Annotated in this window: 23 protein-coding genes; 1 reads left to right on the plus strand and 22 read right to left on the minus strand. The window is 40.3% G+C overall.

Annotated features, from left to right (window positions below):
* Nucleotides 1-63: 63 nt before the first annotated feature.
* The 17 genes from KA713_09775 to KA713_09855 all read right to left on the minus strand — a co-directional run bounded on the left by KA713_09775 (nucleotide 64) and on the right by KA713_09855 (nucleotide 16,379).
* Nucleotides 64-591 (minus strand): serine hydrolase family protein, encoded by a 528-nt coding sequence (locus KA713_09775; GenBank protein UXE69092.1) that lies wholly within the window; start codon nucleotides 589-591, stop codon nucleotides 64-66.
* A gap of 545 nt (nucleotides 592-1,136) precedes the next feature.
* Nucleotides 1,137-1,418 carry a hypothetical protein gene (locus tag KA713_09780; GenBank protein UXE68835.1) on the minus strand — a complete coding sequence of 94 codons (282 nt, stop codon included), beginning with the start codon at nucleotides 1,416-1,418 and terminating at the stop codon, nucleotides 1,137-1,139.
* The gene (locus KA713_09785; protein UXE68836.1) at nucleotides 1,384-2,280 is read right to left on the minus strand and encodes a serine hydrolase; all 897 of its coding nucleotides are present in this window, start codon (nucleotides 2,278-2,280) and stop codon (nucleotides 1,384-1,386) included. Before KA713_09785 ends, KA713_09780 begins: the two co-directional genes overlap by 35 nt.
* Nucleotides 2,281-3,142: 862 nt before the next feature.
* Nucleotides 3,143-3,355, minus strand: coding sequence for a hypothetical protein (locus KA713_09790; GenBank protein UXE68837.1), 213 nt, complete (start codon nucleotides 3,353-3,355; stop codon nucleotides 3,143-3,145).
* 891 nt (nucleotides 3,356-4,246) lie between these two features.
* Nucleotides 4,247-4,852, minus strand: a complete 606-nt coding sequence (locus tag KA713_09795; GenBank protein ID UXE68838.1) for a hypothetical protein — start codon at nucleotides 4,850-4,852, stop codon at nucleotides 4,247-4,249.
* 1,177 nt (nucleotides 4,853-6,029) lie between these two features.
* The gene (locus KA713_09800) at nucleotides 6,030-6,389 is read right to left on the minus strand and encodes a hypothetical protein (GenBank protein ID UXE68839.1); all 360 of its coding nucleotides are present in this window, start codon (nucleotides 6,387-6,389) and stop codon (nucleotides 6,030-6,032) included.
* Nucleotides 6,390-6,603: 214 nt separating this feature from the next.
* Nucleotides 6,604-7,260: a DUF664 domain-containing protein gene (locus tag KA713_09805; protein ID UXE68840.1), complete on the minus strand. Its 657-nt coding sequence runs from the start codon at nucleotides 7,258-7,260 to the stop codon at nucleotides 6,604-6,606.
* A gap of 671 nt (nucleotides 7,261-7,931) precedes the next feature.
* Nucleotides 7,932-8,789, minus strand: a complete 858-nt coding sequence (locus tag KA713_09810) for a hypothetical protein (protein UXE68841.1) — start codon at nucleotides 8,787-8,789, stop codon at nucleotides 7,932-7,934.
* Nucleotides 8,790-8,948: 159 nt separating this feature from the next.
* The gene (locus tag KA713_09815; GenBank protein UXE68842.1) at nucleotides 8,949-9,398 is read right to left on the minus strand and encodes a hypothetical protein; all 450 of its coding nucleotides are present in this window, start codon (nucleotides 9,396-9,398) and stop codon (nucleotides 8,949-8,951) included.
* A complete protein-coding gene (locus tag KA713_09820) occupies nucleotides 9,395-9,598 on the minus strand; it encodes a hypothetical protein (GenBank protein ID UXE68843.1) in 204 nt (67 codons plus the stop codon). The genes KA713_09815 and KA713_09820 overlap by 4 nt, the downstream gene beginning before the upstream one ends.
* Nucleotides 9,599-9,791: 193 nt before the next feature.
* The gene (locus KA713_09825; protein ID UXE68844.1) at nucleotides 9,792-10,628 is read right to left on the minus strand and encodes a hypothetical protein; all 837 of its coding nucleotides are present in this window, start codon (nucleotides 10,626-10,628) and stop codon (nucleotides 9,792-9,794) included.
* Nucleotides 10,629-10,794: 166 nt separating this feature from the next.
* A complete protein-coding gene (locus KA713_09830) occupies nucleotides 10,795-11,175 on the minus strand; it encodes a hypothetical protein (GenBank protein UXE68845.1) in 381 nt (126 codons plus the stop codon).
* 1,014 nt (nucleotides 11,176-12,189) lie between these two features.
* A complete protein-coding gene (locus KA713_09835; protein UXE68846.1) occupies nucleotides 12,190-12,477 on the minus strand; it encodes a hypothetical protein in 288 nt (95 codons plus the stop codon).
* A gap of 175 nt (nucleotides 12,478-12,652) precedes the next feature.
* A complete protein-coding gene (locus KA713_09840) occupies nucleotides 12,653-13,381 on the minus strand; it encodes a hypothetical protein (GenBank protein UXE68847.1) in 729 nt (242 codons plus the stop codon).
* 518 nt (nucleotides 13,382-13,899) lie between these two features.
* Nucleotides 13,900-14,211: a helix-turn-helix transcriptional regulator gene (locus KA713_09845; protein UXE68848.1), complete on the minus strand. Its 312-nt coding sequence runs from the start codon at nucleotides 14,209-14,211 to the stop codon at nucleotides 13,900-13,902.
* Nucleotides 14,189-14,539: a type II toxin-antitoxin system RelE/ParE family toxin gene (locus tag KA713_09850; protein UXE68849.1), complete on the minus strand. Its 351-nt coding sequence runs from the start codon at nucleotides 14,537-14,539 to the stop codon at nucleotides 14,189-14,191. The genes KA713_09845 and KA713_09850 overlap by 23 nt, the downstream gene beginning before the upstream one ends.
* Before the next feature lie 1,093 nt (nucleotides 14,540-15,632).
* Nucleotides 15,633-16,379, minus strand: a complete 747-nt coding sequence (locus tag KA713_09855; GenBank protein ID UXE68850.1) for a hypothetical protein — start codon at nucleotides 16,377-16,379, stop codon at nucleotides 15,633-15,635.
* A gap of 254 nt (nucleotides 16,380-16,633) precedes the next feature.
* On the opposite strand from KA713_09855, the gene KA713_09860 reads away from it, so the two are divergent.
* Nucleotides 16,634-17,902 carry an HlyD family efflux transporter periplasmic adaptor subunit gene (locus KA713_09860; GenBank protein UXE68851.1) on the plus strand — a complete coding sequence of 423 codons (1,269 nt, stop codon included), beginning with the start codon at nucleotides 16,634-16,636 and terminating at the stop codon, nucleotides 17,900-17,902.
* Nucleotides 17,903-17,905: 3 nt separating this feature from the next.
* On the opposite strand, the gene KA713_09865 is transcribed toward KA713_09860, so the two are convergent.
* From KA713_09865 to KA713_09885, 5 genes are all read right to left on the minus strand, one after another.
* Nucleotides 17,906-20,269 (minus strand): ABC transporter permease, encoded by a 2,364-nt coding sequence (locus KA713_09865; GenBank protein ID UXE68852.1) that lies wholly within the window; start codon nucleotides 20,267-20,269, stop codon nucleotides 17,906-17,908.
* Complete coding sequence (locus KA713_09870) at nucleotides 20,266-23,427, minus strand: lantibiotic dehydratase (protein ID UXE68853.1); 3,162 nt, start codon at nucleotides 23,425-23,427, stop codon at nucleotides 20,266-20,268. Before KA713_09870 ends, KA713_09865 begins: the two co-directional genes overlap by 4 nt.
* Nucleotides 23,428-23,436: 9 nt before the next feature.
* Nucleotides 23,437-24,675: a lanthionine synthetase C family protein gene (locus KA713_09875; protein UXE68854.1), complete on the minus strand. Its 1,239-nt coding sequence runs from the start codon at nucleotides 24,673-24,675 to the stop codon at nucleotides 23,437-23,439.
* Between the two features lie 42 nt (nucleotides 24,676-24,717).
* Complete coding sequence (locus KA713_09880; protein ID UXE68855.1) at nucleotides 24,718-24,912, minus strand: hypothetical protein; 195 nt, start codon at nucleotides 24,910-24,912, stop codon at nucleotides 24,718-24,720.
* A 77-nt stretch (nucleotides 24,913-24,989) separates the two neighbouring features.
* On the minus strand, nucleotides 24,990-25,304 hold the full coding sequence (locus KA713_09885; GenBank protein UXE68856.1) for a hypothetical protein: 315 nt from the start codon (nucleotides 25,302-25,304) through the stop codon (nucleotides 24,990-24,992).
* Nucleotides 25,305-25,314 lie beyond the last annotated feature (10 nt).

Genomic DNA, 25,314 nt, shown 5'->3' on the forward strand with positions numbered 1-25,314 from the left:
AAACTTTGGATTACACCTCACCGCACCATTGAAGAAACATTTTGTTGGTAGCAGTGCATTTTGTCAGCCGAGTCTTTTTAATATACTCATTCCTTCGTCCCAATTTGTGTGTCCAGAAGCCACGTTAATATGTCCAGCGTTGCCGATATTGATAAATTCGCTTCCCCAATTGTCTGCAAAAAACTTAGCTCTGTCTAACGAAACCCAAATGTCGTCTGCACTAGCAACAACAACAGTCTTAAAATCTATTTTGTCAATTGGTATTGGAGTAAAGCCAGTCGAAGGAAAAGTGTACTGTGGGGCTTCAAGGTCGCTTGGCGCAACAAGTAATGCACCTTTAATTTTTCGTTTAAATTTTGTCGCCCAATGAGCAATGGAGGAGCAACCTAAACTGTGTCCGATAAGCACAACAGTTGAAAAGTCAAACTCTAGAACTTTCTTGTCAATTGTTTCAATCCATTCTTTACAAGTTGGTGCGTCCCACTCTTGTTGTTCAATTCTAAAAAAGTTGTCACCTGAATTCTGAAAGTATGTCTGCCAATGTTCAGGTCCCGAATTGCCAAGTCCTGGAACAAGTAAATAGTTAGTCATTTGATCTAACATCATTTGCTACATTTAATTTTAGCGGGTTGTCGTGTCGCATTGCTACCAACGGCCAAGTTTGTGACGGCTGCGGTCTTCGGAGCGCTTCCCTGTCGCACGTGGCAGAGCTAAATTAAGTAAAACAAACCGAATAACCGCACCGCACCCGCAGCTGGCATAAACTTTTTGTTATGCGAACAGCCCCAGAAACTGTTCAGAGACCGAAAAACCGTCCAACGTGGCGGGTGCGCCTGCGTCCCTGTCCCGGAGCGGTGAAGCGTGGCGCGGTGAAGAAATTGCCGACCGCGTCACCGTCCCCACGCAATGGTGAACCAATTTGAAAAGCTGCAAAAGAAATAAGCAAAGGCGCGGGATGAATTTCATTTTGCGGTTTCAAAATCCTGCTCGCGGGGCTTGCGCATAACGTTTGTGTTTCTTCAGTGGTGCGCTTCCGAAGCCGCGTCCTGTCCCCGACACAAAACGTTGGATGAAGATATAAACTTTGGGGTACACGTCACCGCACCATTGAAGAAACATTTTGTTGGCGGCTGGTTTTATAATACTCCAATCTCAATTAGAATATCAGCAATTTCATTTGCCTTTCTATAAGCCTCCCCTGAACCTAAGTTTGAAAGTACAATTATTGCAATTCCCTTGTCTGGGAATCGTAATAGTTGAGAGCTAATTCCAAAATCTCCTCCGTCCCACGAAACAGAAGTCCGCCCTTTAAATTTGTCAAAATATAAACCAAAGGCTTGATTGTCTCTGTCATGACTAAATTTTATTGTCTTATGCATGAGATCATAAAATTCTTGTCCTCCAAATTTCTTTGTCACAAAAGTTCTCACTCCATTTAAGTAAGTCGTCAATGGTTGTAACCACTCCGCTGCCTCCATAATGTGGTGATGTTCGTAAATGTTGTATCCAATTTCCTTCGTCTTTAACATTTATGCCCATTGAACGATATGCTTGAACATATTCTTGTGTTCTTTTATTATATGGCGTTATCCTATTTTTAATAACCTCTGTAATGTCATCATTAATAAGAGTATTATTCATTCCTAATGGCTCGAAAAGTCGTTTTCGTGAGAAGTCTCTGAAGGATTGTCCACTTACTTTCTCAACCACTTTCGTTAGCAGCATAAAGTTTACGTTGCAATAGTCCCACTTGACACCTGGTTTGAATGCAAGGGTGTCTCTCGATAATGACACGCTTATACAATAGTCTATGTCGAAGTAGTTGAATGTAATCCATGAATGACCGTCTGGACGAGGTAATCTTGGATAATCTACGATTCCACTCGTGTTATAAATGAGATGTTTTATTCTAATTGTGTCAGCATACTTAGCCAGTTCTGGTACATAGTCCTCTACAGGAGTCTCCAAATTCAATTTGCCGTCCATTATTAGCAAAGCAATACAGGCAGAAGTAAATTGTTTGGAGACAGAAGCTATGTCAAAGGAGGAGTTGGTTGAAATGGGTATCGAGTAGTCGAGATTTGCCGAGCCATATCCTTTTGAGTATAAAGTCTCAGCTCCTTTAGATATTCCTATTGCATAACCCGGAGAATCCTTTTTATCGAAGTCCTTAAATAGATTGTCAATCTTTTTTAAATCCTTCTTTGAGGGTTTTGTTAAATCTTGTCCGTTACAAGTCGAACAAATCAATACTGCTATCAGTCCTAGTAATAATCTCATATCTGTCAAATAAAACTTGCCGCCAACGGCTAAGTTTGTGACGGCTGCGGTTTTCGGAGCGCGTCCCTGTCGCACGTGGCAGAGCTAAATTAAGGAAAACAAACCGAATAACCGCACCGCACCCGCAGCTGGCATAAACTTTTTGTTATGCGAACAGCCCCAGAAACTGTTCAGGGACCGAAAAACCGTCCAACGTGGCGGGTGCGCCTACGTCACTGTCCCGGAGCGGTGAAGCGTGGCGCGGTGAAGAAATTGTCGACCGCGGCACCGTCCCCACGCAATGCTGAACCAATTTGAAAAGCTGCAAAACCAATAAGCAAAGGCGCGGGATGAATTTTGCTTTGCGGTCTCAAAATCCTGCGCGTTCGCGGGGCTTGCGCATAACGGCTAAGTTTATGACGGCTGCGGTCTTCGGAGCGCGTCCCTGTCGCACGTGGCCGAGCTAAATTAAGAAAAACAAACCGAATAACCGCACCGCACCCGCAGCTGGCATAAACTTTTTGTTATGCGAACAGCCCCAGAAACTGTTCAGGGGCCGAAAAACCGTCCAACGTGGCGGGTGCGCCTACGTCCCTGTCCAGCAGCGGTGAAGCGTGGCGTGGTGAAGAAATTGCCGACCGCATCACCGTCCCCACGCAATGGTGAACCAATTTGAAAAGCTGCAAAACAAGTAAGCAAAGGCGCGGGATGAATTTTATCTTGCAGATTCAAAATCCTGCGCGTTCGCGGGGCTTGCGCATAACCGGCCAAGTTTGTGACGGCTGCGGATTTCGGAGCGCGTCCCTGTCGCACATGGCAGAGCTAAATTAAGAAAAACAAACCGAATAACCGCACCGACCCCGCAGCTGGCATAAACTTTTTGTTATGCGAACAGCCCCAGAAACTGTTCAGGGACCGAAAAACCGTCCAACGTGGCGGGTGCGCCTGCGTCCCTGTCCCGGAGCGGTGAGGCGTGGCGTGGCGCGGTGAAGAAATTGTCGACCGCGTCACCGTCCCCACGCAATGCTGAACCAATTTGAAAAGCTGCAAAACCAATAAGCAAAGGCGCGGGATGAATTTCATTTTGCGGTTTCAAAATCCTGCGCGTTCGCGGGGCTTGCGCATAACGGCCAAGTTTATGACGGCTGCGGTCTTCAGAGCGCGTCCCTGTCGCACGTGGCAGAGCTAAATTAAGAAAAACAAACCGAATAACCGCACCGCACCCGCAGCTGGCATAAACTTTTTGTTATGCGAACAGCCCCAGAAACTGTTCAGGGGCCGAAAAACCGTCCAACGTGGCGGGTGCGCCTACGTCCCTGTCCCGGAGCGGTAAAGCGTGGCGTGGTGAAGAAATTGCCGACCGCGTCACCGTCTCCACGCAATGGTGAACCAATTTGAAAAGCTGCAAAAGAAATAAGCAAAGGCGCGGGATGAATTTCATTTTGCGGTTTCAAGATCCTGCGCGTTCGCGGGGCTTGCGCATAACGGCTAAGTTTGTGACGGCTGCGGTCTTCGGAGCGCGTCCCTGTCGCACGTGGCAGAGCTAAATTAAGAAAAACAAACCGAATAACCGCACCGCACCCGCAGCTGGCATAAACTTTTTGTTATGCGAACAGCCCCAGAAACTGTTCAGGGGGCGAAAAGCCGTCCAACGTGGCGGGTGCGCCTCCGTCCCTGTCCCGGAGCGGTGAAGCGTGGCGCGGTGAAGAAATTGTTGACCGCGTCACCGTCCCCACGCAATGGTGAACCAATTTGAAAAGCTGCAAAACAAATAAGCAAAGGCGCGGGATGAATTTTGTTTTGCGGTTTCAAAATCCTGCGCGTTCGCGGGGCTTGCGCATAACGTAAATATTTGCGATCGGGCGGGAATTTGGAACTGCGTCCTGTCCACGACACCAAACGGAATAAAGATAACAAAACTTTGGACTACACGTCAACCCCGCCTGGCGCAAATATATTGTTGGCAGCTGGCGTTCTTGTCCACACCTCATTTGTGGTCTGATATCCAACCGCTGTCGTTTGCTTTAGTTGTGTAATTCCACAACAACTCCTTATCAATTGGTCCCTCATAAAGTAACTGTCCCCTTATGTCTGTCCAATTGTGGTTATAATGTGTTAAAACTTTTTTTACATTTTCAATAAATTCTCTGTCCACTGTGCCTTTTTTCTCAGTCAGTCCATCGTCACCCATGAAAATAGGAAAGTACTCGAACCAATTGTCTGATAGTCCCGCTTGTTTTAACCAAAGAGCCCTAAAAAACTCTGCCTTTTCGATTACATAAGTTTTGTCGTCCGATTGCTTAATTAAGTTTTTAGAAGTCCCATATGAAATTACACTGTCATTTTTGAGATGAACTGTTAGTGTGTATTCTGGTAAATACTTAGTCAGTCCTTTTAATCTTGATTTATTTATGTTGTCAATAAGGTCATCAATTTGAGCATTTGTCAAACGTAACGAGATTGTGTCCCCTTGCTTTCTTATTTCTATGTATTCGACTTTATTTTTGTCAAGTCCCGGTTTGTCGTTACAAGAGTTCAACAAAATTGTCAATGAGAAAAAAATAAGTGCAATATGTTCTTTAATCTGTCTCAAGTCGTCTTGATTTTGTTAGTTGAAACTTTTTTGAACGCTTGCTGCCAACGGCCAAGTTTGTGACGGCTGCGGTCTTCAGAGCGCGTCCCTGTCGCACGTGGCAGAGCTAAATTAAGAAAAACAAACCGAATAACCGCACCGCACCCGCAGCTGGCATAAACTTTTTGTTATGCGAACAGCCCCAGAAACTGTTCAGGGGCCGAAAAACCGTCCAACGTGGCGGGTGCGCCTACGTCCCTGTCCCGGAGCGGTGAAGCGTGGCGCAGTGAAGAAATTGTCGACCGCGTCACCGTCCCCACGCAATGGTGAACCAATTTGAAAAGCTACAAAACCAATAAGCAAAGGCGCGGGATGAATTTTGTTTTGCGGTCTCAAGATCCTGCGCGTTCGCGGGGCTTGCGCATAACGTTCCGTGTTTGCGGGCGGGCGGGGAGTTAACACCTGCGCCTTCTCCCACGTGATAAAATAACTGAAGAGAACGGCACTTTCAAAACGCACTGCCACCCCGCCTGACGCAAACACACTGTTGGCAGCTGTGGTGCTTTCGTTCGTCAATTTGTCCACCGTTATTTTTCTTATTCAGAATTCAATTTATCATCGAGTCGGCTGGTCACTTACATTTAAATCAAGATGTCAATTAGTCCAAATATTCCAGCGCTCAAAATTATTGTCCATGAAACCCAGTCTTTAAATTCGTTTTTCTTATGTTTTAGGAAAAGTAAATGGAGTCCAACGTGAATGATAAAAAATATGTCAAGTCCATATTTTAGTTGTGAATTATCACTTTGTCCCATGAGTCCCCAAAACAGAAAGTAGAATAACGGAACATGAGCTATCATAAATATCTTAAATCCCCAATTGTCGTCAAGCAATGAAAGTCCTGGAAATATTCTCCACTCTTTACATCTAACTGCGTCCATTTCGTGAATTATAATTACTGATAGTCCTAAGTAAAAAAAAATATCACTATTCATTCAAAGTCCGTTACGGTTACTTATTTGTTTTAGTCGTCACTTTCCACGGAGGCGCACCGTTGCTGCCAACGTTAGTATTTGCGTTCGAGCGGGGCTTTCGAAGCCGCGTCCTGTCCCCGACACCGAACGGAATAAAGATACGAAAACGTTGGATTACACGTCAACCCCGCTTGACGCAAATACATTGTTGGCAGCTGGCGCGATTAGAGTCCACCGTTGTTCAAGTCTTTGTTCCAATACTTTATCGTCCAATTGAAGTCTGCCTTAAAATAGTTACGATTTTCTTTGTCAACGAGTATCATATTTTGTCCAGCAAGTCGAAGCTCTTTATTTCTTTTTGTTTTAATAACTATAATATACTTCTCATTTACGTCAACAAGTCCATCGTTCCAGGTTCTTTTGATGTCGTCTAAAAAGTCAAGAATTTTTTCACTCGATAATTTGATTTCACTAACGTGTCGCGCTGCATTTCCCCTGTCGTCCCTAACAATAACCAAAGTAATGGATTTTATATTTTTTTTATTCAGTCCGTCAACATTTTTGATGTCTTGACTTTTTAACATTGTCGATGTCGAAATTGTCAGGAAAGTCAGGAATATTTTTAGTCTAATCATCATACGTGAACTTTAGCTCTTGCTGCCAACGTGAGTATTTGCGTTCGAGCGGGGCTTTCGAAGCCGCGTCCTGTCCCCGACACCGAACGCATTAAAGATACGAAAACGTTGGATTACGCGTCAACCCCGCTTGACGCAAATACAGTGTTGGCGGTTCGTGCCTTTAGTCGTTACCAGGTTTTGCTCCTGGAAGTCTGCTCTTAATCCATTTAATCTGTCCGTTATGATTTGATTCATGTTCACAAACATGAAACCACTTACAGTAGTTGTTTGTCGGCATACTTTGAAAACCTGAAGGGTCGACTTTCGATAACCAATTGTCGTCCCTCTTTTTAAACTCATTTATTGTCGTTGAACGAGTCTCGTTTAAAATGTTGAGATAATAGTCCAAACTATATCCCTTTATATATTTCCGTCCTTTGTCACCAAGACGCATTGCTGCATCCCAATTAATTTTTCCGTCACCTTTAAAGTCTATGTCCCACTCGAAAGTCTTTATTTGATATTGTCTTTCAGTTGCTGCCAAATGGAGTAACATTGCCCCAATTGAATTTGATGTCGAGTCATGTAAGTAGTCCAACTCTTCTTTCTTCATATTCTCTACACCTAGAACAACTACATTTCTCATCCATGTCATCATTGATAAAAGAGTCCCAACTTGAGGTGTGAATCCGTCTTTTGGTCCAATGATATGTATTCCGTCAGCCAAAGTGTTATTCCTTGAAAGTCCCACGTTTGGAAATAAACTTAGTCCGGCAATTCCTGTTGCAACAGAAGCTGTCGTTTTTATAAAATTTCTCCTGTTAACTTTTTTGTCCATTGTTTATTCTTTTGTAGAAACTCAATTGTCAGGTTTAACTCGTCCCAAGGCATGACCGCCAACGGTTTGGCTTGCAGAAGGCGGGCAATTGAAAACCTGCGCCTTCTCCCACGAGATAAAATAAATGAAACGCACTGAACTTTCCTAACGCACAGTCCGCCCGCTTTTCTGCAAGCCTGTGTTATGGCCAGTTTGCAACCGAGCTTAGGGTTTTAGTGTCGACCGTGCAAAAGAAAAAATGTCAACCAAGAAGTCTCGCGAGCAAGTCGTCCAGCGCAAGAGTTTTGGTAGTCCGCCAGAAAGTGTTGTTAAGACTTGTCGTGCGCGAACAGGTCGCCCGATTGCAAATGCTTCCGAGGTGGTTCGTCAACGAGCAAAAGTGTTACCAAGGAAAAAGTTTAAAAAGGCGTCTTTGATCATTTAAATTTTCCGTCAGTCGTTTGAAGCAAAGTTCTCGGAATGTCGTTGAATTGTTAGCGAGCAGAAGTCAGTCGGCTACTAATTTGTCGTCACCGAAATTATGGAGTAGCACTCGTCCCGCAAATTGGCCATAACGTTAATATTTGCGATCGGGCGGGATTTTGAAACTGCGTCCTGTCCCCGACACGAAGCGCAATAAAGATAACAAAACTTTGAACCACACGTCAACCCCGCCTGGCGCAAATATATTGTTATAAGCCGTTTTTAATTAATTGTTTGATGTATAATTTTTTTGTCGGCTTTGATTGAGAAAGCTCATGTTCAATTTGCATGTCCATGTCCTGCGCGAAGTCCCAACCAGTCGTGATTGACGGACGAAAAAGATAACCTCTCCCGTCAGGATTACCGTTGTCATATTCAAATTGAGTATCTAAATTACCTATCAGTTCATTTAAATTTGGGTAGAGTGTGTAATAAAAGTCAGGCATGTGCCAGTAAACTTGCGTCTCCTCAAACCAAAAACGTCCAAATGATTTCACAAGTACCTCCGCATTTCTAAAATCGTCAAGGACTGGTTTTTCTCTTTGATTAAGTCTAGTTGTTGCAATTAGATTGCAACAACTTTGAGCATCTGTTTCCGCTTCAATTACAACAGCACCTCCATAATTTCCGTTTTTCAACTTGAAAGTCAAGCAGTCACCCGCCATAAATATTGCAGTTTTAACTTTTGTCTTTACACGGGTCTTTGGCCTTGGCCTGTCGGACTTTAGTTTTTGTAGGAATTTATCAAGGGCAATTTTTCTTTTTTGTAGGTCTTTCTCAGTTACACCATTTGTCTTCCATAAAATTAAATCAGCACCTGATTCGATAATATTTTCAACAGTCAAAAGCACATTGTTATCAAGTGATTTTGTTTCCCATTGAGCTAAAGCAAGTGCAAACCAAAAATCATTTTTCTCTTCCTCAATGTTTAAAAGCTCAGCATAGTCAGACATTATTTCTTTCGAGATATCATCAGGCTTGCTGCCTTTGTTATACTTGTCAAAAAACTCGTGATAGACGTCTGCAAACGAATCACTGTCTCGAATTGCTGTTCCCCAACTTCCCATGTTCGGTCTGGTCAAAATGGCTTATAACGTGAGTATTTGCGTTCGAGCGGGGCTTCCGAAGCCACGCCTTGTCCCCGACACCGAACGCATTAAAGATACGAAAACCTTGGATTACGCGTCAACCCCGCTTGACGCAAATACATTGTTAGCGGCCGTTTTCTACTCTTTCTTTTTCTTAGTCCAATGCTTAAGAATCTCAGCAGTTGTCAAGACACTTTTGAAGCCTTTACTTTTTAATCCATTTCTTAGTTCTAAGTCACCAGTCCAAAGTTTTGCTTTCAAATGCTTTGTTAATGCTATGAAGTCTGTGTCATCAACGTCAATTCCCTCTGTGATTTTTTCAGAGTCCTCCCATGTTTTTTGAGGAATTATTTCCTCATTAATGAAACTGATTTTTGTTAACAGTGAGTCGAACGACTCTTCAAGTTGCTGGTCTGTAAGTTTTGAAATCTTTTTTATCTTTTCCCAATGATTTCTAATTTCAGTCCTTAGATAATGAGGGCTATAAAACTCAAATATTCCGTCCGAATTGAAGATTATTTGGCCAAATGTCGTATGTGTTTTTAGTAAAGCACTAAAAATTATGTTGGTGTCGATTATTATTTTCACTTAATAAATCGTCTGCGGTTTTTGCTCCACCAACCTTTTTTAATTTCCTTGGCCAATTTGTCAACATCGTCCTGCTTCGCTTGGGATTTATCTGTCGCCTCTTTATAGTTCAAGTAGTTAATAAGGTTTTGAAGCCCCTCGGTGTCGATGTAGGATGGAAGTCTGATAATCACCTCTTTTTTTGTCCGTTCAATTACCATTTTCTTAAAATTTATCCTCTAAAGTCGTTCTTTATTTTGTCAATCGCAAAATGGCCGCTAACGTGAGTATTTGCGTTCGAGCGGGGCTTCCGAAGCCGCGTGGTGTCCCCGACACCGAACGGAATAAAGATACGAAAATGTTGGATTACGCGTCAACCCCGCTTGACGCAAATACATTGTTAGCGGTCGTGCTTCAATCGGTCTTCTTTAATCCTTTGTCCCGTATCCATACCATCCTCGTTGTCCCGTCTGTCGAGTCAAACTGATTGTTCATGTAGGGGTATTTAATTATTTTATGCTTCGGATAAATCAAGGCACATAACCACAAATGTTTTAATGAGTCCGTTTGCTCTCCGATCACTATTGCTTTTGTCCCTTTGGTCAGTAAGCCGAGTCTGTTCCCTTCGATTTCGATAATATAGTCATAAGGTGTGTCCAATTCCAGCGGAGCATCTCTTGCTATCAAGGTGTCCGCGAATGTTTCAATTTCGTAAGATGTCCTTTGGTTTGGAAATTGAATGCCTCCAATTGTCTCATTTTTAAAAATTGTTTTAAAAATAGGCTGCTTGTCTTTATACGATATCTCAACTATAGTCTGCCTATCAACAGGAGGTGCTCCAGATGCAACATTCGACAGGAAGTACAGTTTGGTGACTTTCTTATTCTTGATTTGCAAGTCTACGATATAACCTTCAAAGGAGAAATCGTCACCACCATTTCCGAGAGAAACAATTGTATAATAAGTAACTGGTCCAGGTCCGCTATATATCAAGTCCAATCGTCCGTCATCATTTATATCTATTGCATGAGTGTCGGACAAATATGTATCTCCATGCATGGACGTCAACCAAGGTCTCTCTTCTCCAAATTTTAATTTTTCTTTGTTGTCTATCGGTGCTTCAACCTTTGTCCTGTCAAACGACTCTTTGTTGAAAGGAAAAAAGTTGTCCGCTGTTAATTCCTTTGAATCTTCACTTGTTGTCTTGGAACAGCTAGCAATCAAAATGATGATGTATATCCAATGTCTCATAGTCTTAATCTGTCCTGAAGCATGACCGCTAACGTGAGTATTTGCGTTCGAGCGGGGCTTCCGAAGCCACGTCCTGTCCCCGACACCAAACGCACTAAAGATACGAAAACGTTGAATTACGCGTCAACCCCGCTTGACGCAAATACATTGTTGTGAGTAGTGGCGGCTAACTCGCTTTTTTTATTGTCAACCATGCTACGTGATTAAAGTCGTCAGTTAAATACTTGTCCCTTGCTAAACTAACTCTCGGGATTAATAAATGAACGTCAATCTCTTTTGTCGACCCGATATATTGTCCAACGTGTCGATGTCGAATAACAATTTCGTTAAAGTCGTCATTTTCAAAATTGATTGGTTTGTCAAGTTTAACCACAAAATTGCCGTTAGTCTTTTCAATTCTAATTTTCTCTTTTATTACTCCTGTCCGCGGTAGTTCCTTTGCAATCGAGTCGTTTTGGTCAGCGTATGTAAGAATTACTTTCTGTCCAATGGCTCGTCTGTTTTGAATTGTACCTTTTAGTCGTAGATATATTATCCATACTGTCAAAAGGGTCGATATGATTATTACTGTCGTCATTTAATTTGTCGGACCGCCATTACTCACAACGGCCAAGTTTGTGACGGCTGCGGTTTTCGGAGCGCGTCCCTGTCGCACGTGGCAGAGCTAAATTAAGAAAAACAAACCGAATAACCGCACCGACCCGCAGCTGGCATAAACTTTTTGTTATGCGAACAGCCCCAGAAACTTTTTAGGGGCCGAAAAACCGTCCAACGTGCCGGGTGCGCCTGCGTCCCTGTCCCGGAGCGGTGAAGCGTGGCGTGGTGAAGAAATTGTCGACCGCGTCACCGTCCCCACGCAATGGTGAACCAATTTGAAAAGCTGCAAAACAAGTAAGCAAAGGCGCGGGATGAATTTTGTTTTGCAGATTCAAAATCCTGCGCGTTCGCGGGGCTTGCGCATAACGGCTACGTGTGGGCGCAGGTTGATAAAAACATTCACATCCCTCCCACGAAATAAATTAACTAAAGAAATTCAAACTTTCCAACAGCAAACCCCACAACTTGCGCCCACACAATGTTAGGGGCGGTTTCTCGTCTTCCCACGTGCGGGAGGAGCGCACTAGACCGTGGCTTCGTCAGGATGAACGGAGGACGCCAGAAGTCGTGATCGTTGATGAGTTTTTTTTCCTGCGAGGCCTGCGGGCCGCGCGGTCGGCCGTGCGGTGGGTTGCCACCTGCACATTTTCAAGAACGATCTTAATTCCCAAATCGCCCCTAACGTGAGTATTTGCGTTCGAGCGGGGCTTCCGAAGCCACGTGCTGTCCCCGACAGCGAACGCACTAAAGATACGAAAACGTTGGATTACGCGTCAACCCCGCTTGACGCAAATACATTGTTGTAGGTCGTGCTCGTCCACTGTTACTTTTTGGTTTATCCTGAAGTTCGGAAAAAAGTCCACCGTGATAAAACTGTCTGTGTAGAAGATCTGAGGAGTCTCGATTTGTCACTGTGTACCGAAATGAAATTGTCGACTGCGCCTTGTCTTCATGCACTTTGTGTTCAGTTGCGCTCGTCCTCGTACCCCAATGGAAACCAAACACCTCTCAATGTCGGGTCCTTCATGTTTGGGATGACGTGTCTTTGATCCAAAGTCCTTATGTCTATGTTTTCTTTTTTGTTTTTCAGTTCAGGGATTTCCTGTCCCTTGAAAACACTTTGTCTAAGAATAGAAATTGCGTCATTGTAGTCGTAAGCTGTTACTCCGCATCCTAAAGGTAGTCCCGGTGGAAGGTCTTTGATTTGAGTAGAGTCGAATTCAAACCAGTATCGTGTCACAATTATTTTCATTTTATTCGAAGTCCACTTTGTCCCAAGAGCATGACCTACAACGTGAGTATTTGCGTTCGAGCGGGGCTTCCGAAGCCGCGTCCTGTCCCCGACACCGAACGCACTAAAGATACGAAAACGTTGGATTACGCGTCAACCCCGCTTGACGCAAATACAGTGTTGCCAGCCGTATTTTTTACTCGAATCTGATATTGAAAACGGTCATGTTGTATTCAAACTTTGTCCCCTTAACCATTTGTCTGTCGCCTAATGTTGAGTTGTCACAGTTAACCAAATTAATGATTTCAATTGTTAATAAACAGCTTTCCTTTTTCTTTCTCTTGTCTGCAATTCGTCCGGTAACAAAACAATGCTTTTCGCTGTCCAAGGAGGTGTCTCTTTGACCTAAATACGCTAAACTAAAAGATTTACTTGTTGCCTGCGATTTTGAAAACGAAATTTTCACAGTGTCACCGGTGTTAAGGGACTTAAATTTCTTAATTCTCTCCTTAGTCCAGATTTCGTTTTTCTTTTTGTACTCATTGTATTCGTTTACTTGCCCTTCAAAGTCAATGTCTTTATTGTTAAGACGTCTATAAAATGATGTCAAGATGATAGATGAAATGTCTTCGGGATGTTTGATTCCTCGTGAACTGAATTGTCTGTAAAGTGAGTTTTCTCCTTTCCATAAGTCCCACCCATTTCGAATCCCTTGTCCAGCGGCAAAATGTGCGTCTGCAACTGCATCACTTTCTGTCTTATTTTTAAATTCTTCTTTCTCCTTGTCTGTCCATACGCAGTCCATATAGCTTAATGCGTCATTTAGATTCTTTGGAATGTATTCATTAGGATACTTACCACAGTTATTCTGTGAATATGCAGTCCCAATTGTCAGCAAGAATGTTAGTAAGTAGAGTAGTCTCATTGAAAATATGGCTGGCAACGGCTAAGTTTATGACGGCTGCGGTTTTCGGAGCGCGTCCCTGTCGCACGTGGCAGAGCGAAATTAAGAAAAACAAACCGAATAACCACACCGCACCCGCAGCTGGCATAAACTTTTTGTTATGCGAACAGCCCCAGAAACTGTTCAGTGGGCCGAAAAACCGTCCAACGTGGCGGGTGTGCATACGTCCCTGTCCCGGAGCGGTGAGGCGTGGCGCGGTGACGAAATTGTCGACCGCGTCACCGTCCCCACGCAATGGTGAAATAATTTTGAAAAGCTGCAACAGAAATAAGTAAAGGCGCGGGATGAATTTTGCTTTGCGGTTTCAAAATCCTGCGCGTTCGCGGGGCTTGCGCATAACGATTTGTGCTTATGTCAGTAGCGGGTTTTTGAAACTGCGCCCTGTCCCACAAGCAAAACGAAGTTATGAAAATAAAACTAAGATACAACACGTCACCCCGCTATTGCATAAGCACAGTGTTGGCAGTAGTGGCCTTCTATTAAATGTCGACCGAGAATTTTAGTCGTCCGCCAAGTCCTTCGCGAATAATTCTCATCAAGGTTGTTAGTCTAATGTCGCTGGCGTTGTTCTCAATTCTTGAAATATAGTTTTTCGTTGTCCCAACTTTAATAGCAAGTTCCTCTTGAGTCAAATGTTGTCTCTTACGTGCCTCTTGAATGAGGACTCCAATTTTGAATGTCTCGAAATCCTCTTCGTATTTTTCACGAGTCATTGAGCCTTTTTTTCCATACTTCTTGTCAAGATGGTCGTCCCATGACGTCAGATTTTTATCTTTTAGCTTTGTTGTCATAATATTCTTTTTTAAGTCGTTCTGCTCTAATAATTTCTTGTCTCGGAGTTTTATCTTTCTTTTTTTGAAACCCATTTAGCAAGATGATTAGTTGACCTTGGTCAAAGAAGCAGAAGATTCTATAAATGTCAGAACCTACTTTTACTCTCATCTCATAAATGCCGTCCGTCCCTTCAAGATGCTTAAAAAACCTTTCGGGAACCATTTGTAAAGTTCTCACGAGCCCAATTACATAGTCAATTTTGTCCTGAACCTCTTTTTTCTGGTCGTTATAGAAGTCCCAAAAATGATTTTGGTAAACATACGTGTCACGAAGAAATTTAGTCACGCGGCAAGTTACCTATTCGGGTAACAATCTCCAAATCTGTCTGAGTCGTTTTTCGGAGGGTCGGCCATTACTGCCAACGGCTACGTGTGGGCGCAGGTTGATAAAAACATTCACACCCCTCCCACGAAATAAATTAACTAAATAAATTCAAACTTTCCAACAGCAAACCCCACAACTTGCGCCCACACAATGTTAGGGGCGGTTTCTCGTCTTCCCACGTGCGGGAGGAGCGCACTAGACCGTGGCTTCGTCAGGATGAACGGAGGACGCCAGAAGTCGTGATCGTTGATGAGTTTTTTTTCCTGCGAGGCCTGCGGGCCGCGCGGTCGGCCGTGCGGTGGGTTGCCACCTGCACATTTTCAAGAACGATCTTAATTCCCAAATCGCCCCTAACGTTTGTGTTTCTTCAGTGGTGCGCTTCCGAAGCCGCGCCCTGTCCCCGACACAAAACGTTGAACGAAGATATAAACTTTGGATTACACCTCACCGCGCCATTGAAGAAACATTTTGTTAGCGCCAGGTGCCCAATTCTGTGAATGTCACCCGTTAATTTTTGAGACGTTGTAAATGTGTCGTGAAGCTGTTTTACTCATTGAACCAAATGTGTCGTTGAAACTCGGTCGCGGCAACCTGACCTAATGTTTCGTTTGGCTGTCGGAAAGGTGTCTAGTATTGGTGTGTGGGCTGCGGCACTCTTGGCAAAGCTTGGGTTTGCGCGGGGCATTGTGTGGGATTTGCCATGTGTGCCGCTAGGGTCGGCCTCGTTGTCGGGTTGGTCTGTTATCATTTTCGCGTTTTTCATATTGACCCACGTGAAAACCTTTGTCGGGTTACAAGAATTCTAGTAACGGGTGCAAGAATACTTGTCGCAGATGCTCCATTTCTTTTCACAGAAGCAAGAATACTAGTCACGGCAGCAAGAATACTGGTCGCTGTAGCCAGAATTCATTTTGTGGGTGTCTAATTTCTTTTTACGGATGACAGCTTTCTTTTTCTGGTTGCTCCATTTCTTTTCGCGGTAACTCTATTTCTAAAAAAGGGCGGGACAATTCTAAACTGTCCCGCCTGTTTATTGAATTTGGTCGTTTGTTTTCTATTCACCGTTTCCTCTCGTGAACTTGAGTCCGCTCACTTGTTTGTACTGGGGACTGGTTGCGCCAAAGAGTGATTTTACATATTGCTTTGCATCTTGCGCCACGTCCACAAGTCCTGTGTCTGCGCCATACAAAGCATTGTCCCTGTCGATGCGTGCGTTGCTCAACACTGTAGTGGTGTTGATGACGTCCGTATTCTTTGTTTTCAGGTCGGCTAGTATAGTGTTCAACTTTGTCACTTGCAGTTCGATTTCGTTCGGTGAATAGTTCGCCTCTGCCGTCAAGGTTGCGATAAGTTGTGCAAAGTGGTCTATCATTTTATCAAAACTTTGTTGGGATGTGGAAGCGGTCTTTACGGGAGTTGCTCCCGCTGCCAACGCTTTTGCATCGGGTTGGGCTACTGCCTTTGCGCGCTTCCCCTGTATTTTCATGTTTGTCGATTTTGCATCGTCCAGCGTTTGTGTCTCCGCATCGGTCGCAGCCAAGGCGTTCATGATTTTTGTGGCCAATGGTTTGAGTGGCTTGAAGGCAAGCTCGCGTGCGTTGGTGGCATTGTCGTTTGCGGTCTTTGCTACTTTTACTGTTTGGAGAGTTGCGCTTGCTGCGGTGAGTTGTGTTGCTAACGCTGGCAGTTTGAGTGCAGCTTTGGTTGGGTTGTAGGTTGCTCCATAGCCTGTGAGAAAACTGATGAGGTCTTCAAAGGTTGCAACGTTCTTTGCATGACCTATTTCAATAGTTGAAGCCATAATGTAGAAGGGTTAAGTTTTGTTTACCTTCTGAGTATATTAACGTTGGCTGCATTATGGTGATATAGTTTCGCATGACTTTTTATTATCATTTTGAGGGTATATTTAAAAACTTGGTGATGGGATAGTCCGTTTCAGTCAGTTGATAATATTTGCTCAAAACGGCATTGCCAAAGCACTTGTTCTTATGCCTTTTTTTTCATGCGATTTTTCCATTAAATATCTTATCTTTCCTTTAGCTAATATTTGATAGGATGGAGACTAAGATTGAACTGCGCAGCGAAGAAGTACAAGACATCATCACCCAAATGCCGAGTTGGCTGTTGCGGTGGGGCATTACGCTTATATTTGTTTTGTTTATGGGGCTGCTGGCCGTGAGTTGGTTCATCAAATACCCTGATGCGATCAAAGCCACCGTTGTAGTGACCACCAACCCTGCGCCCATCAATTTGTTGAGCCGCACTTCAGGCAAGATTCTGTTATTAAAAAATCAAAATGAACCCGTGGCAAAAGATGAAGTGGTGGCGGTATTGCAGAGCAATGCCAATTATAAAGATGTGTTGTGGCTAGAGAAAATAATTGCAGAACAAAATTCCTCCACTGATTTTTACTGTGGCCTTTCCAAGAGTTTAGTGGTAGGTGAGCTACAACCTTTTTTGAACAATGCCATCCGCGCATTACAAGAGCTCACGGGTTTTCAGCAGAATGAACTGCACCAAAAACAAATAGCACACTTGCAAAAGCTGATTGTTTCATACAAGCGACTCAACCAAAATCTGCAAGGCCAACTAGGCTTGATGCAGCAAGAAACTTCCCTTAGTTACCAACAATTTAAAACGGACTCATTATTACTAACACAAAAAGTAATTGCTCCACTCGATTTCAATAAAACAAAAGGCAGTTATTTGGTGCAATTGCGTTCGCTCAAAAACACCGAGGCATCTATCATCTCTAACCAATTGCAGATTGGTGCACTTGAGAAACAGATAACTGAACTGGAAGTGGACAAAAATACTAAAGAAGCACAATTACAAACTGCTGCAAACAATAGCCTAAACGAACTCACCTCTCAGATTAGAAAGTGGAAGGAAAATTATTTGTTTGTAGCCCCTACTGCTGGCTCATTGGCCTACTTGGACTTTATTGAAAACGAACAGTTTATAGAAAGCTCAAAAACTTTATTTGCCATACTGCCCAACTCAAAGCAATTGGTTGCCAGAGCTGAACTGCCCATTGCTGGTGCGGGCAAAGTAAAAGTGGGACAGAATGTAAACATTAGGCTTAGTAACTATCCTTACGAACGGTTTGGTATGCTGCGCGGAAAAATTGAAAGCATCTCGAATGTGCCAGAAAAAGAAAAATACACAGTTTTGATAAGCCTGCCCGAAGGCATGACCAGTACGCACAACAGGTCTCTAGTTTTTAGGCCACAGTTGCAAGGGGAGACCGAAATTATTACAGAAGATTTGAGAGTTTTGGAGCGCGTGTTTTATCAAGTTAGGAAATTGCTGAAGACGAACTGAGCATTAGTTCTCTCTTAGCTGATCAACGGCTTTAAGCGAATAAAGCCGTAGCCCACCAATTAAAATAATAATACTTGCAAAAATTAGGATGCTCCCTGATACAAAAAAGAAATAAGAAAAAGGAAAATCTATTCTATACGGGTAATTAAATAGCCATGCGTTAGTTGTAAAATAGCAAATGGGCATAGCAATAATCAGACCTATGAAAATTTTAATTGCAAACATGATATACATCCCAAAAATCAGTTCCCGTTCTGACGCTCCAAGTATTTTCTTTATTGAAAATACTTTATTATTTGAACGAATATAATAACTTGTGGATAAGGATAATCCTACTAGTGATAGAACCACAGAACAAAACATAAATATTATCGAAACCTTTTCAATAATTACTTCTTCTTGAATTATGGAATTAAAAGAATCATCCAAAAGTTCAAATTCAAAAGGTGACTCCACCTTTAATTCCCTCCATACTTCTCTAAGATTTTTGATAGAGCTTTTAATGTTGTCATTCGTTTCTATATAAATATATTTGCTAAAATCATCTTTGAGGCCCAAAACAAGTGGCGGTATTTTGTTATTAAAGGATTCAAAGTGAAAGTCTTTAACAACACCTATTATTGTTGTCGCATTCTCTCGATTAACAATAGGAAACCGTACCTTTTGAATAGTTGAATCACTGAGAGCTCTCCATGCTGTTTCATTAATGATAATTCCATTTTTGTCAGCAGGAATATCTCTTGAGAAATTCCGACCAGAAATAAGTTTCATTTTTAAGCTTGGTAAAAAATTGTAATCAACTCTGTTCCACATTACCTTGATTGCTTCGTTATTTTCTTTTTCTATAACGGAAGCATTTAATTCTCCTATTAATTTATATTGTGAACCAGAAACGCTAGCAAACTGACTGTTTATGCTTAGCTCATTCTTTAAATTTATCCAGTTAGCTTGAGAAATATTTGAATTATACCGTAAACAAATAATATTAGATTTTTTATAACCCAAATCAATATTGCTTAAATAATTTAGTTGTTTATGACTGACCAAAAACCAAGTGATAAATCCAAAGGAAATTCCGAATTGTAAAATTAATATAAATGTTTTTGCACTAAAAATATTTCCTCTAATCTGGGATGTTCTTTTTACATCCTTAATCAATGTAGAGATTCTAATAATTGGAATCGAATAGATAAGTGTAGCCACTAGTGCTACTAGTAGAAAGATGGCGTTAAAGACTAGAAGTGTACCGAGATTATTTAGAATACTAAGGTGTAGGGAAGTAAGATTACCTATAATTGGCACTAACAATAACTCGGCAACTATAATTGAAAGTATAAATGCGCCTTCAAAGTAAATAACTGTTTCAATTAATTGCTGGACTAGTAAAGATAGATTTGTTGCTCCATATACTTTAAGAATGGCATAGCTGCCTTTTCTATTCAATGTCTTATTAGACATGGTGCTCATAAAGTTAAATACTGTGATCAACGATAAAAGAATAGATACCAAACCAAGAACTTTGTAATGAATTAGATTAATACTTTTTGAAAAGTCAAATAGTAAACCAGAATTAATATGGATGTCATCAAGCTTTTGAGCGGTGTCTTCTGTAATGATGTCAGAAGGAGGACTGATCTCTTTATTGAGAATTGCTAATTTCTGGTTAAGAAATGTTTCAGTTACTCCCATTGATTTCACTAAAATAAATGTGTGCGTAGGCAGAATACCATTGTCGATCATTTGCTGCCAATAAGAAAAAGTAGAGCCTGATATTAAAAAATCAAATCTAAGACTTGAATTAGTGGGGATGTCATTAAATAATCCTGTAATAATTAGTTGTTTTTGAATCCCCTCATCGGTTATCGATAAGTAATTTCCAATTGGGTTTATATTACCTAAATGTTTCTTTGAAAAAGATTCGGAAATCATGATGCTATTGGGATTGTCTAACCCTTTCCGATCACTACCTAATTTTAATTTAACATCAAACACCTCAAGAAATTTCTTATCACAGATAAGACCATTATTCTCAATGAATAAATCGTCATTTCTTCTAAATAGGAGTTCACTTTGATTTTTCATGAACCCTGTAGCAACTTCTACTTCTGGCAATGATGATAGAGCCTCAACTAGCTTTGAGTTTGTTAAAGCAATATTAGTTTTATCACCATGATAAGTTACAGCTCTTCTAATTCTGAAAATATTCTCATGATTGGGCCAAAACTTATCATAATCACTTTGATGAATTTGATAAGATAGTATTAGTAGTATAATACTTAACCCAGCACTTAAACCAAGGGTATTTAATAGCCAACTTTTTTTGTCATGTGAAAAATATAAAAGGCTGAATTTCACGATTTTATTCATAAATTATGTTTCTGTTTTGACTCATTATTTACTCCTTCAATATCGTTTTCCGATAAATATGCAAGCGATTTGTAGTGCTTAAAAAGATAAGTGTAGATGAGTAGTTCTTGCTCTCTTTGCCTAATCTCTAAAAGTCTATTTAGAAACATATGTATAAAACTTCGGAGTAAATCAATTTCTGTAACAAGGCTATTGTCTATTACTTTTTGTTTTATTTTTTTTATTATGGGCTGAATATTGATACTTCTCCTTTCCATGATAACAGATAGCTCATTAGGTTTAAAATTCTTTTCAAATTCATTTATTAAAGTTGAATCCTCCCTGTATCTTTTGCTAATAGCTTTTTTTAGATTAATATTTTTACTTAGGTTGAACTCAATCGCAAACTGCTCACTAAGAAACTTAAAAAGATTGCATCTTTCTTTTATTGTGATTTGAAAATCATCTAAAAGTAGATTAATGGCATATAATCCTATTAACCATCTAGAATTTTTGTCATTCTCTAGAGCATAGTTCATTAGTTCAAATACACAACTACTGTCCACTTGAAAAAAGTCTTCACATTCCAATATCAAGTTGCCTCCATACCTTTCTAATTCTCGGTTGTAAGTATCAAACTTCAATTTAACAATCTCTTTATTGAGCTCAAAATGGAGGGCTTCGTACAAAAGCTTAATTGCTTGTGAGTATAGATTGTCTTTAACCCTTAATCTTAATCTTATATGATGTCCTTCTTTATCGTGATACCTTAGAAAAAACCATGAAATTATGATTTTATCATTTAGCACCGTCTTTACAAAAGGATATATCCGCATTAACAGTATTTGATCTGCAGCCTTAGTCCCACAGTAAATTTTTACATAAAGCCATTCTGATCCAATTGAAAAAGATCTTTGTACATTTAATTCCCTCTTTTGAGTGAAATTGGAAGTGCTTGTTGCAGAATGAATTGTAACTGGTATAATAATTTCATTTGTGTGATACTCTTTGTTAACGTGAACTAAAAGATTTTGCGGGTTTTCCAATAGTTCTTCTAGCACTATTTCACTCTTCCCCTTTACTAGTTCTTTAAAAATTCTCAAGCATAATATGTTTTGAGAATCAATGAGTATCTGATGATCTCCTTCTGTGAAGGTTGTAAATCTGCCAATTTTACTACTTTCCACAAAATTATTATACATTTCCAGAAGAGTTTGGTCTTCTTTAACCAACGTGAAAGATTCAATTTCTTTTTTAAAAAGTTTCCATCGAGCCTTTAAGACAATTATGTTATCTACATAAACTCTAGGCAAGAATTGTATTTTGGATAAACAATCTGGCCAATTGAAAAATACTTGATCAATTTTATTTTGAAATTGTAAGTCACACAGAAATTTATAAATCGGTAGAGGGTTCGCGCCAAAATTATGTGCGCATCCTAATCTTGGAATTACTTCCTTATTGAATTTTTTTGATCTTAGAATTATCTTATTACTACTAACAGAAATTAGGAGATCATTTAATGGTATAATTTTTTGGCCATCAGATGGGATGGTCAATATTGGAATCTCAAACTCCCTAAGACTTGGGCGAGAAATTATATTACCTACTCTCTTACCTGGAAGATGAGATATCTCAGCGTAGATTTTATCTGGATCAAACGCTGCTTCAAATCCATTTGCTTCAGTTACTTTTTTAAAAAGAGTATCATCAATGTAACAGAATCTACTTAAAAGATTTGATGCGGATGGACTATAAGCTCCTTTAAAGTAAATCTCGTACTGGCTATTTGAATCGGATAATGTTGATTTATTAAAAAACGAAAGAATTAGCCCTAGATTAGTTGTTTCTTCATTTCTTATGAAATTTCCATTCGCCTGATTAAGTTCTTCTAACTTAATTGAGATATGACTATCATTTTTTTTACTACTTAGTTTTTCTATTAATAGTTTGTCGAAGAAAGTTAACTGGACATGTGAAGTGTTGGTGATTGTTGGATTATTGAATTGCAGATCGCGTAAAAAAAAGGGAGTATCATTCATTTCTACTCCTGCGGGATATGGGATGCCGCTATCGGAATCCATGATTTCAATTAAAGAAACTTCTCTATCCTCGTAAAGTTCAAAAAAGCGATCTCTAAATGTATCAATATCTTTTTTTGATTCTTTTTGAAAGGCACTCTTGATCTCAAGTAATTTTTTGAGAGGAACTAAATCATATTCATTTATATTAAGTTTTAATGGCTGTCTTAAAATGTCGACATGAAATAATTTTGATGACTCTCTCTCAATTTTCAATTCTTCTAAACTGCTCTGTATTTTTAGGTATTTATCTACGGTAGGAGTATCAATAGATTCATAAGTTAGATCAATGGCTGTAAGTATGTTCTGCGAATACCTAAACCTGTTTTGTATTGGCTTAAGTATGTTCGCTATTCTATCTTGAAAATGCTCACCATGTACAGTTGGCTCTAATTCAGTTATCAGTACCTGAATCTCGATAAGACTATTAATAAAGTCATTAACCTCGGGAATATCCTCTTTACAATCAGATATTTGAGAAACTAGTTCATCAAATTTAATTCCTTGTAGCGCTATTTGGATTGTTCTTTCTAAAAGTGGGGTATAATCTATTGAATTTAACGAAAATACCTTTTCCTCTTCATTAAATGTATAGTTAATATACCTATACTCGTTTGCAACTCTATAGATAGTATTGTTAGAATAAATGCGCAGTAAACTATTGACATTACTTTCGTTTGTGATTTTTTTTGTTACCTCATATAGATACCCAATATCGAGTTTTACTCTCCTTTTTAACTTATTACCTAGTTGCAGTACAGTATCTAGTTTTGAAATCGACCCAGTTGTAATACCTGCGTAAGTTCCAAATGGAGTACACCTATAAACTGATCTTAGGTAATACTTATAATATGAAATGTCAAGTTTAGATATTTGTGTTGCAAGTTTATCAGGTGAACACCAGGAGATAAAATTTTCAAATAAAGCAGAAGATGAAAGGAATAGACCCTCATTTATTTCTGGCTTTTCAAAATATTTATGTATTTGCTCACGAAGCTGTTGAATATCTTTGACTTGCTCACTACTATTTTTAAAAAAATCGCTTAATGGAGATATTGGCGATCGAAGTAGAAAAAAGTCGCTGAATTCAATTTTCATCCTACTATATCAAATATTAGTAAAAAACATTTTATCCCAATTAGTAGCATTTTTTTTAAGGGCAGATAATAGCACTAACCCAACCCCTGCGGTTCCAGTCACTAAGGAAGGACTGCTACCCCATTTTTTTACGGCTTTTCCTTTTATAGGGTCAAAACTCATCCAGATGTCTGATACAAATCCTGCTATTCCACAGCCCTCCACCCTATGATTCATTAATTCTTGAAGCCAGTATTTATGACGATATAGAAAAATATCAAGTCCAGTGATTTTAAACAAGCGGCCATAAATGTGGGCAATACCTGAAATTCCATGACAGAAGTTTGGATCAACAAAGCCATTACTCTGAAAAACGCCAGAGTCCTTTAAGTCTCTATTACAGGTTTTGATTGCGATATTTATTGCTTCCTTGTAAAGCAATTCGCTATTTATAGTTTTTGATGCTGATAGTAGAGCTATTGAAACCCCTAAATCACCATTGCACCAAGCAAGCCTAGAAGAACCATTTTCGCCTTCTTCTAGATCAGGTGAGGTATAAGAGTGAAATGAGAATTGATTATTATCAATCCTTTTTTTAAGTAACCATTCGGACGCACCTGCGATAAGCTCATTCACAATAGGCAAATCTAAATTTAATTTAGAGGCACTAGAGAGAAAAGAAATAATGCTAGGAATACCGTGTGCTAACCCTAAGGAATGTGTATGTTCATTTAATTCATTTCCAATTTTATATCTCCATGTTATTCCCTCATTTGATTTTTCGCTTATTGAATTTAGCCCGTCAATAATTTTCTTTATCGTTCTGACAATGTCATTAGACTTTTTATACTGGTATCTTTCTATGTAATAAATACCTTTTCCTATGAGGCCGTGGAATAGATCATAGTCACCTGCTTCTAAATCAATTTTAATAGTGTCATCTAGAAATTTGTCAATATCAATAAGGTTTTCGGTTGTTGATTCATCCAGAATTCCAATGTTGACTAAGTGTTGCACGACCCAAGCAACTCCTGCTGTCCCAGCGAATGAGTTATCTAATGCTTTGTTTAAATTTATTACAGAATTTTCTATTAATCGGGATGCTTGCGAGGCATGTTTATCTTCTCTAGTTAGTAAGTGCAGATATGAGAAATATAGCGCAACGCCTGCGTTACCAGCGATCCCTGGGTTATCATCAAATTGATCTGGAAACAACTCAATACTTATGTCCTCTAAAGACTTGAATAATATTTTTTCTAATTCTTTCATTGAAAAAAATGGGCTGCAATGCTATGCAGCCCATATTGTCATTTATTGAATTTGCAACACGTTATCGTTACTTGTGCGTGAATCACAATAGGGAGCAGAACAAAGAGTAAATGCAGTTGAGCAAGAGGAACCAGCTCCTCCTCTAATTGCATTTAGACCCTTGCCCCAATTTTTTGTGATTGCAAACTTTGAAAACTTGTTTAACAAGTCTCCTTTCAATTCTTTTTCGTTTTTCATAAGAATAATTTTACAAACTATTACCTACTCTAATCGCTTTTCGGTATCCGCGGCAACTTTTTGAGCTAGCTTTCAAATTATTGCACAGCAAACATAAAATTGCGGACTCCAGTAATACTGGAATCGCACAAAATATTTTGTCCACCTCTGATTTTGCCCAAATTCCCATTAAAGGTAAATATTAACTTCGCTTCTATGCTATAAACATAACTTTTATGCGTATGGCAATATTTTATTGGCGCACCCAATTCCTTCATTTCATTTAAATCCTGATATAGTTGACTTTTGCAGATACCAAGTTTGGCCGCAAATTCTTCTGCGCAGCCAGTAGCCTTTCTTCTAATCAAATCATCCATCCTCTTCGCACGGTCAATGTATTTTAATAAACTCATATCCTTATGT

It is taken from the genome of Chryseotalea sp. WA131a (assembly GCA_025370075.1).
Taxonomy (GTDB): domain Bacteria; phylum Bacteroidota; class Bacteroidia; order Cytophagales; family Cyclobacteriaceae; genus ELB16-189.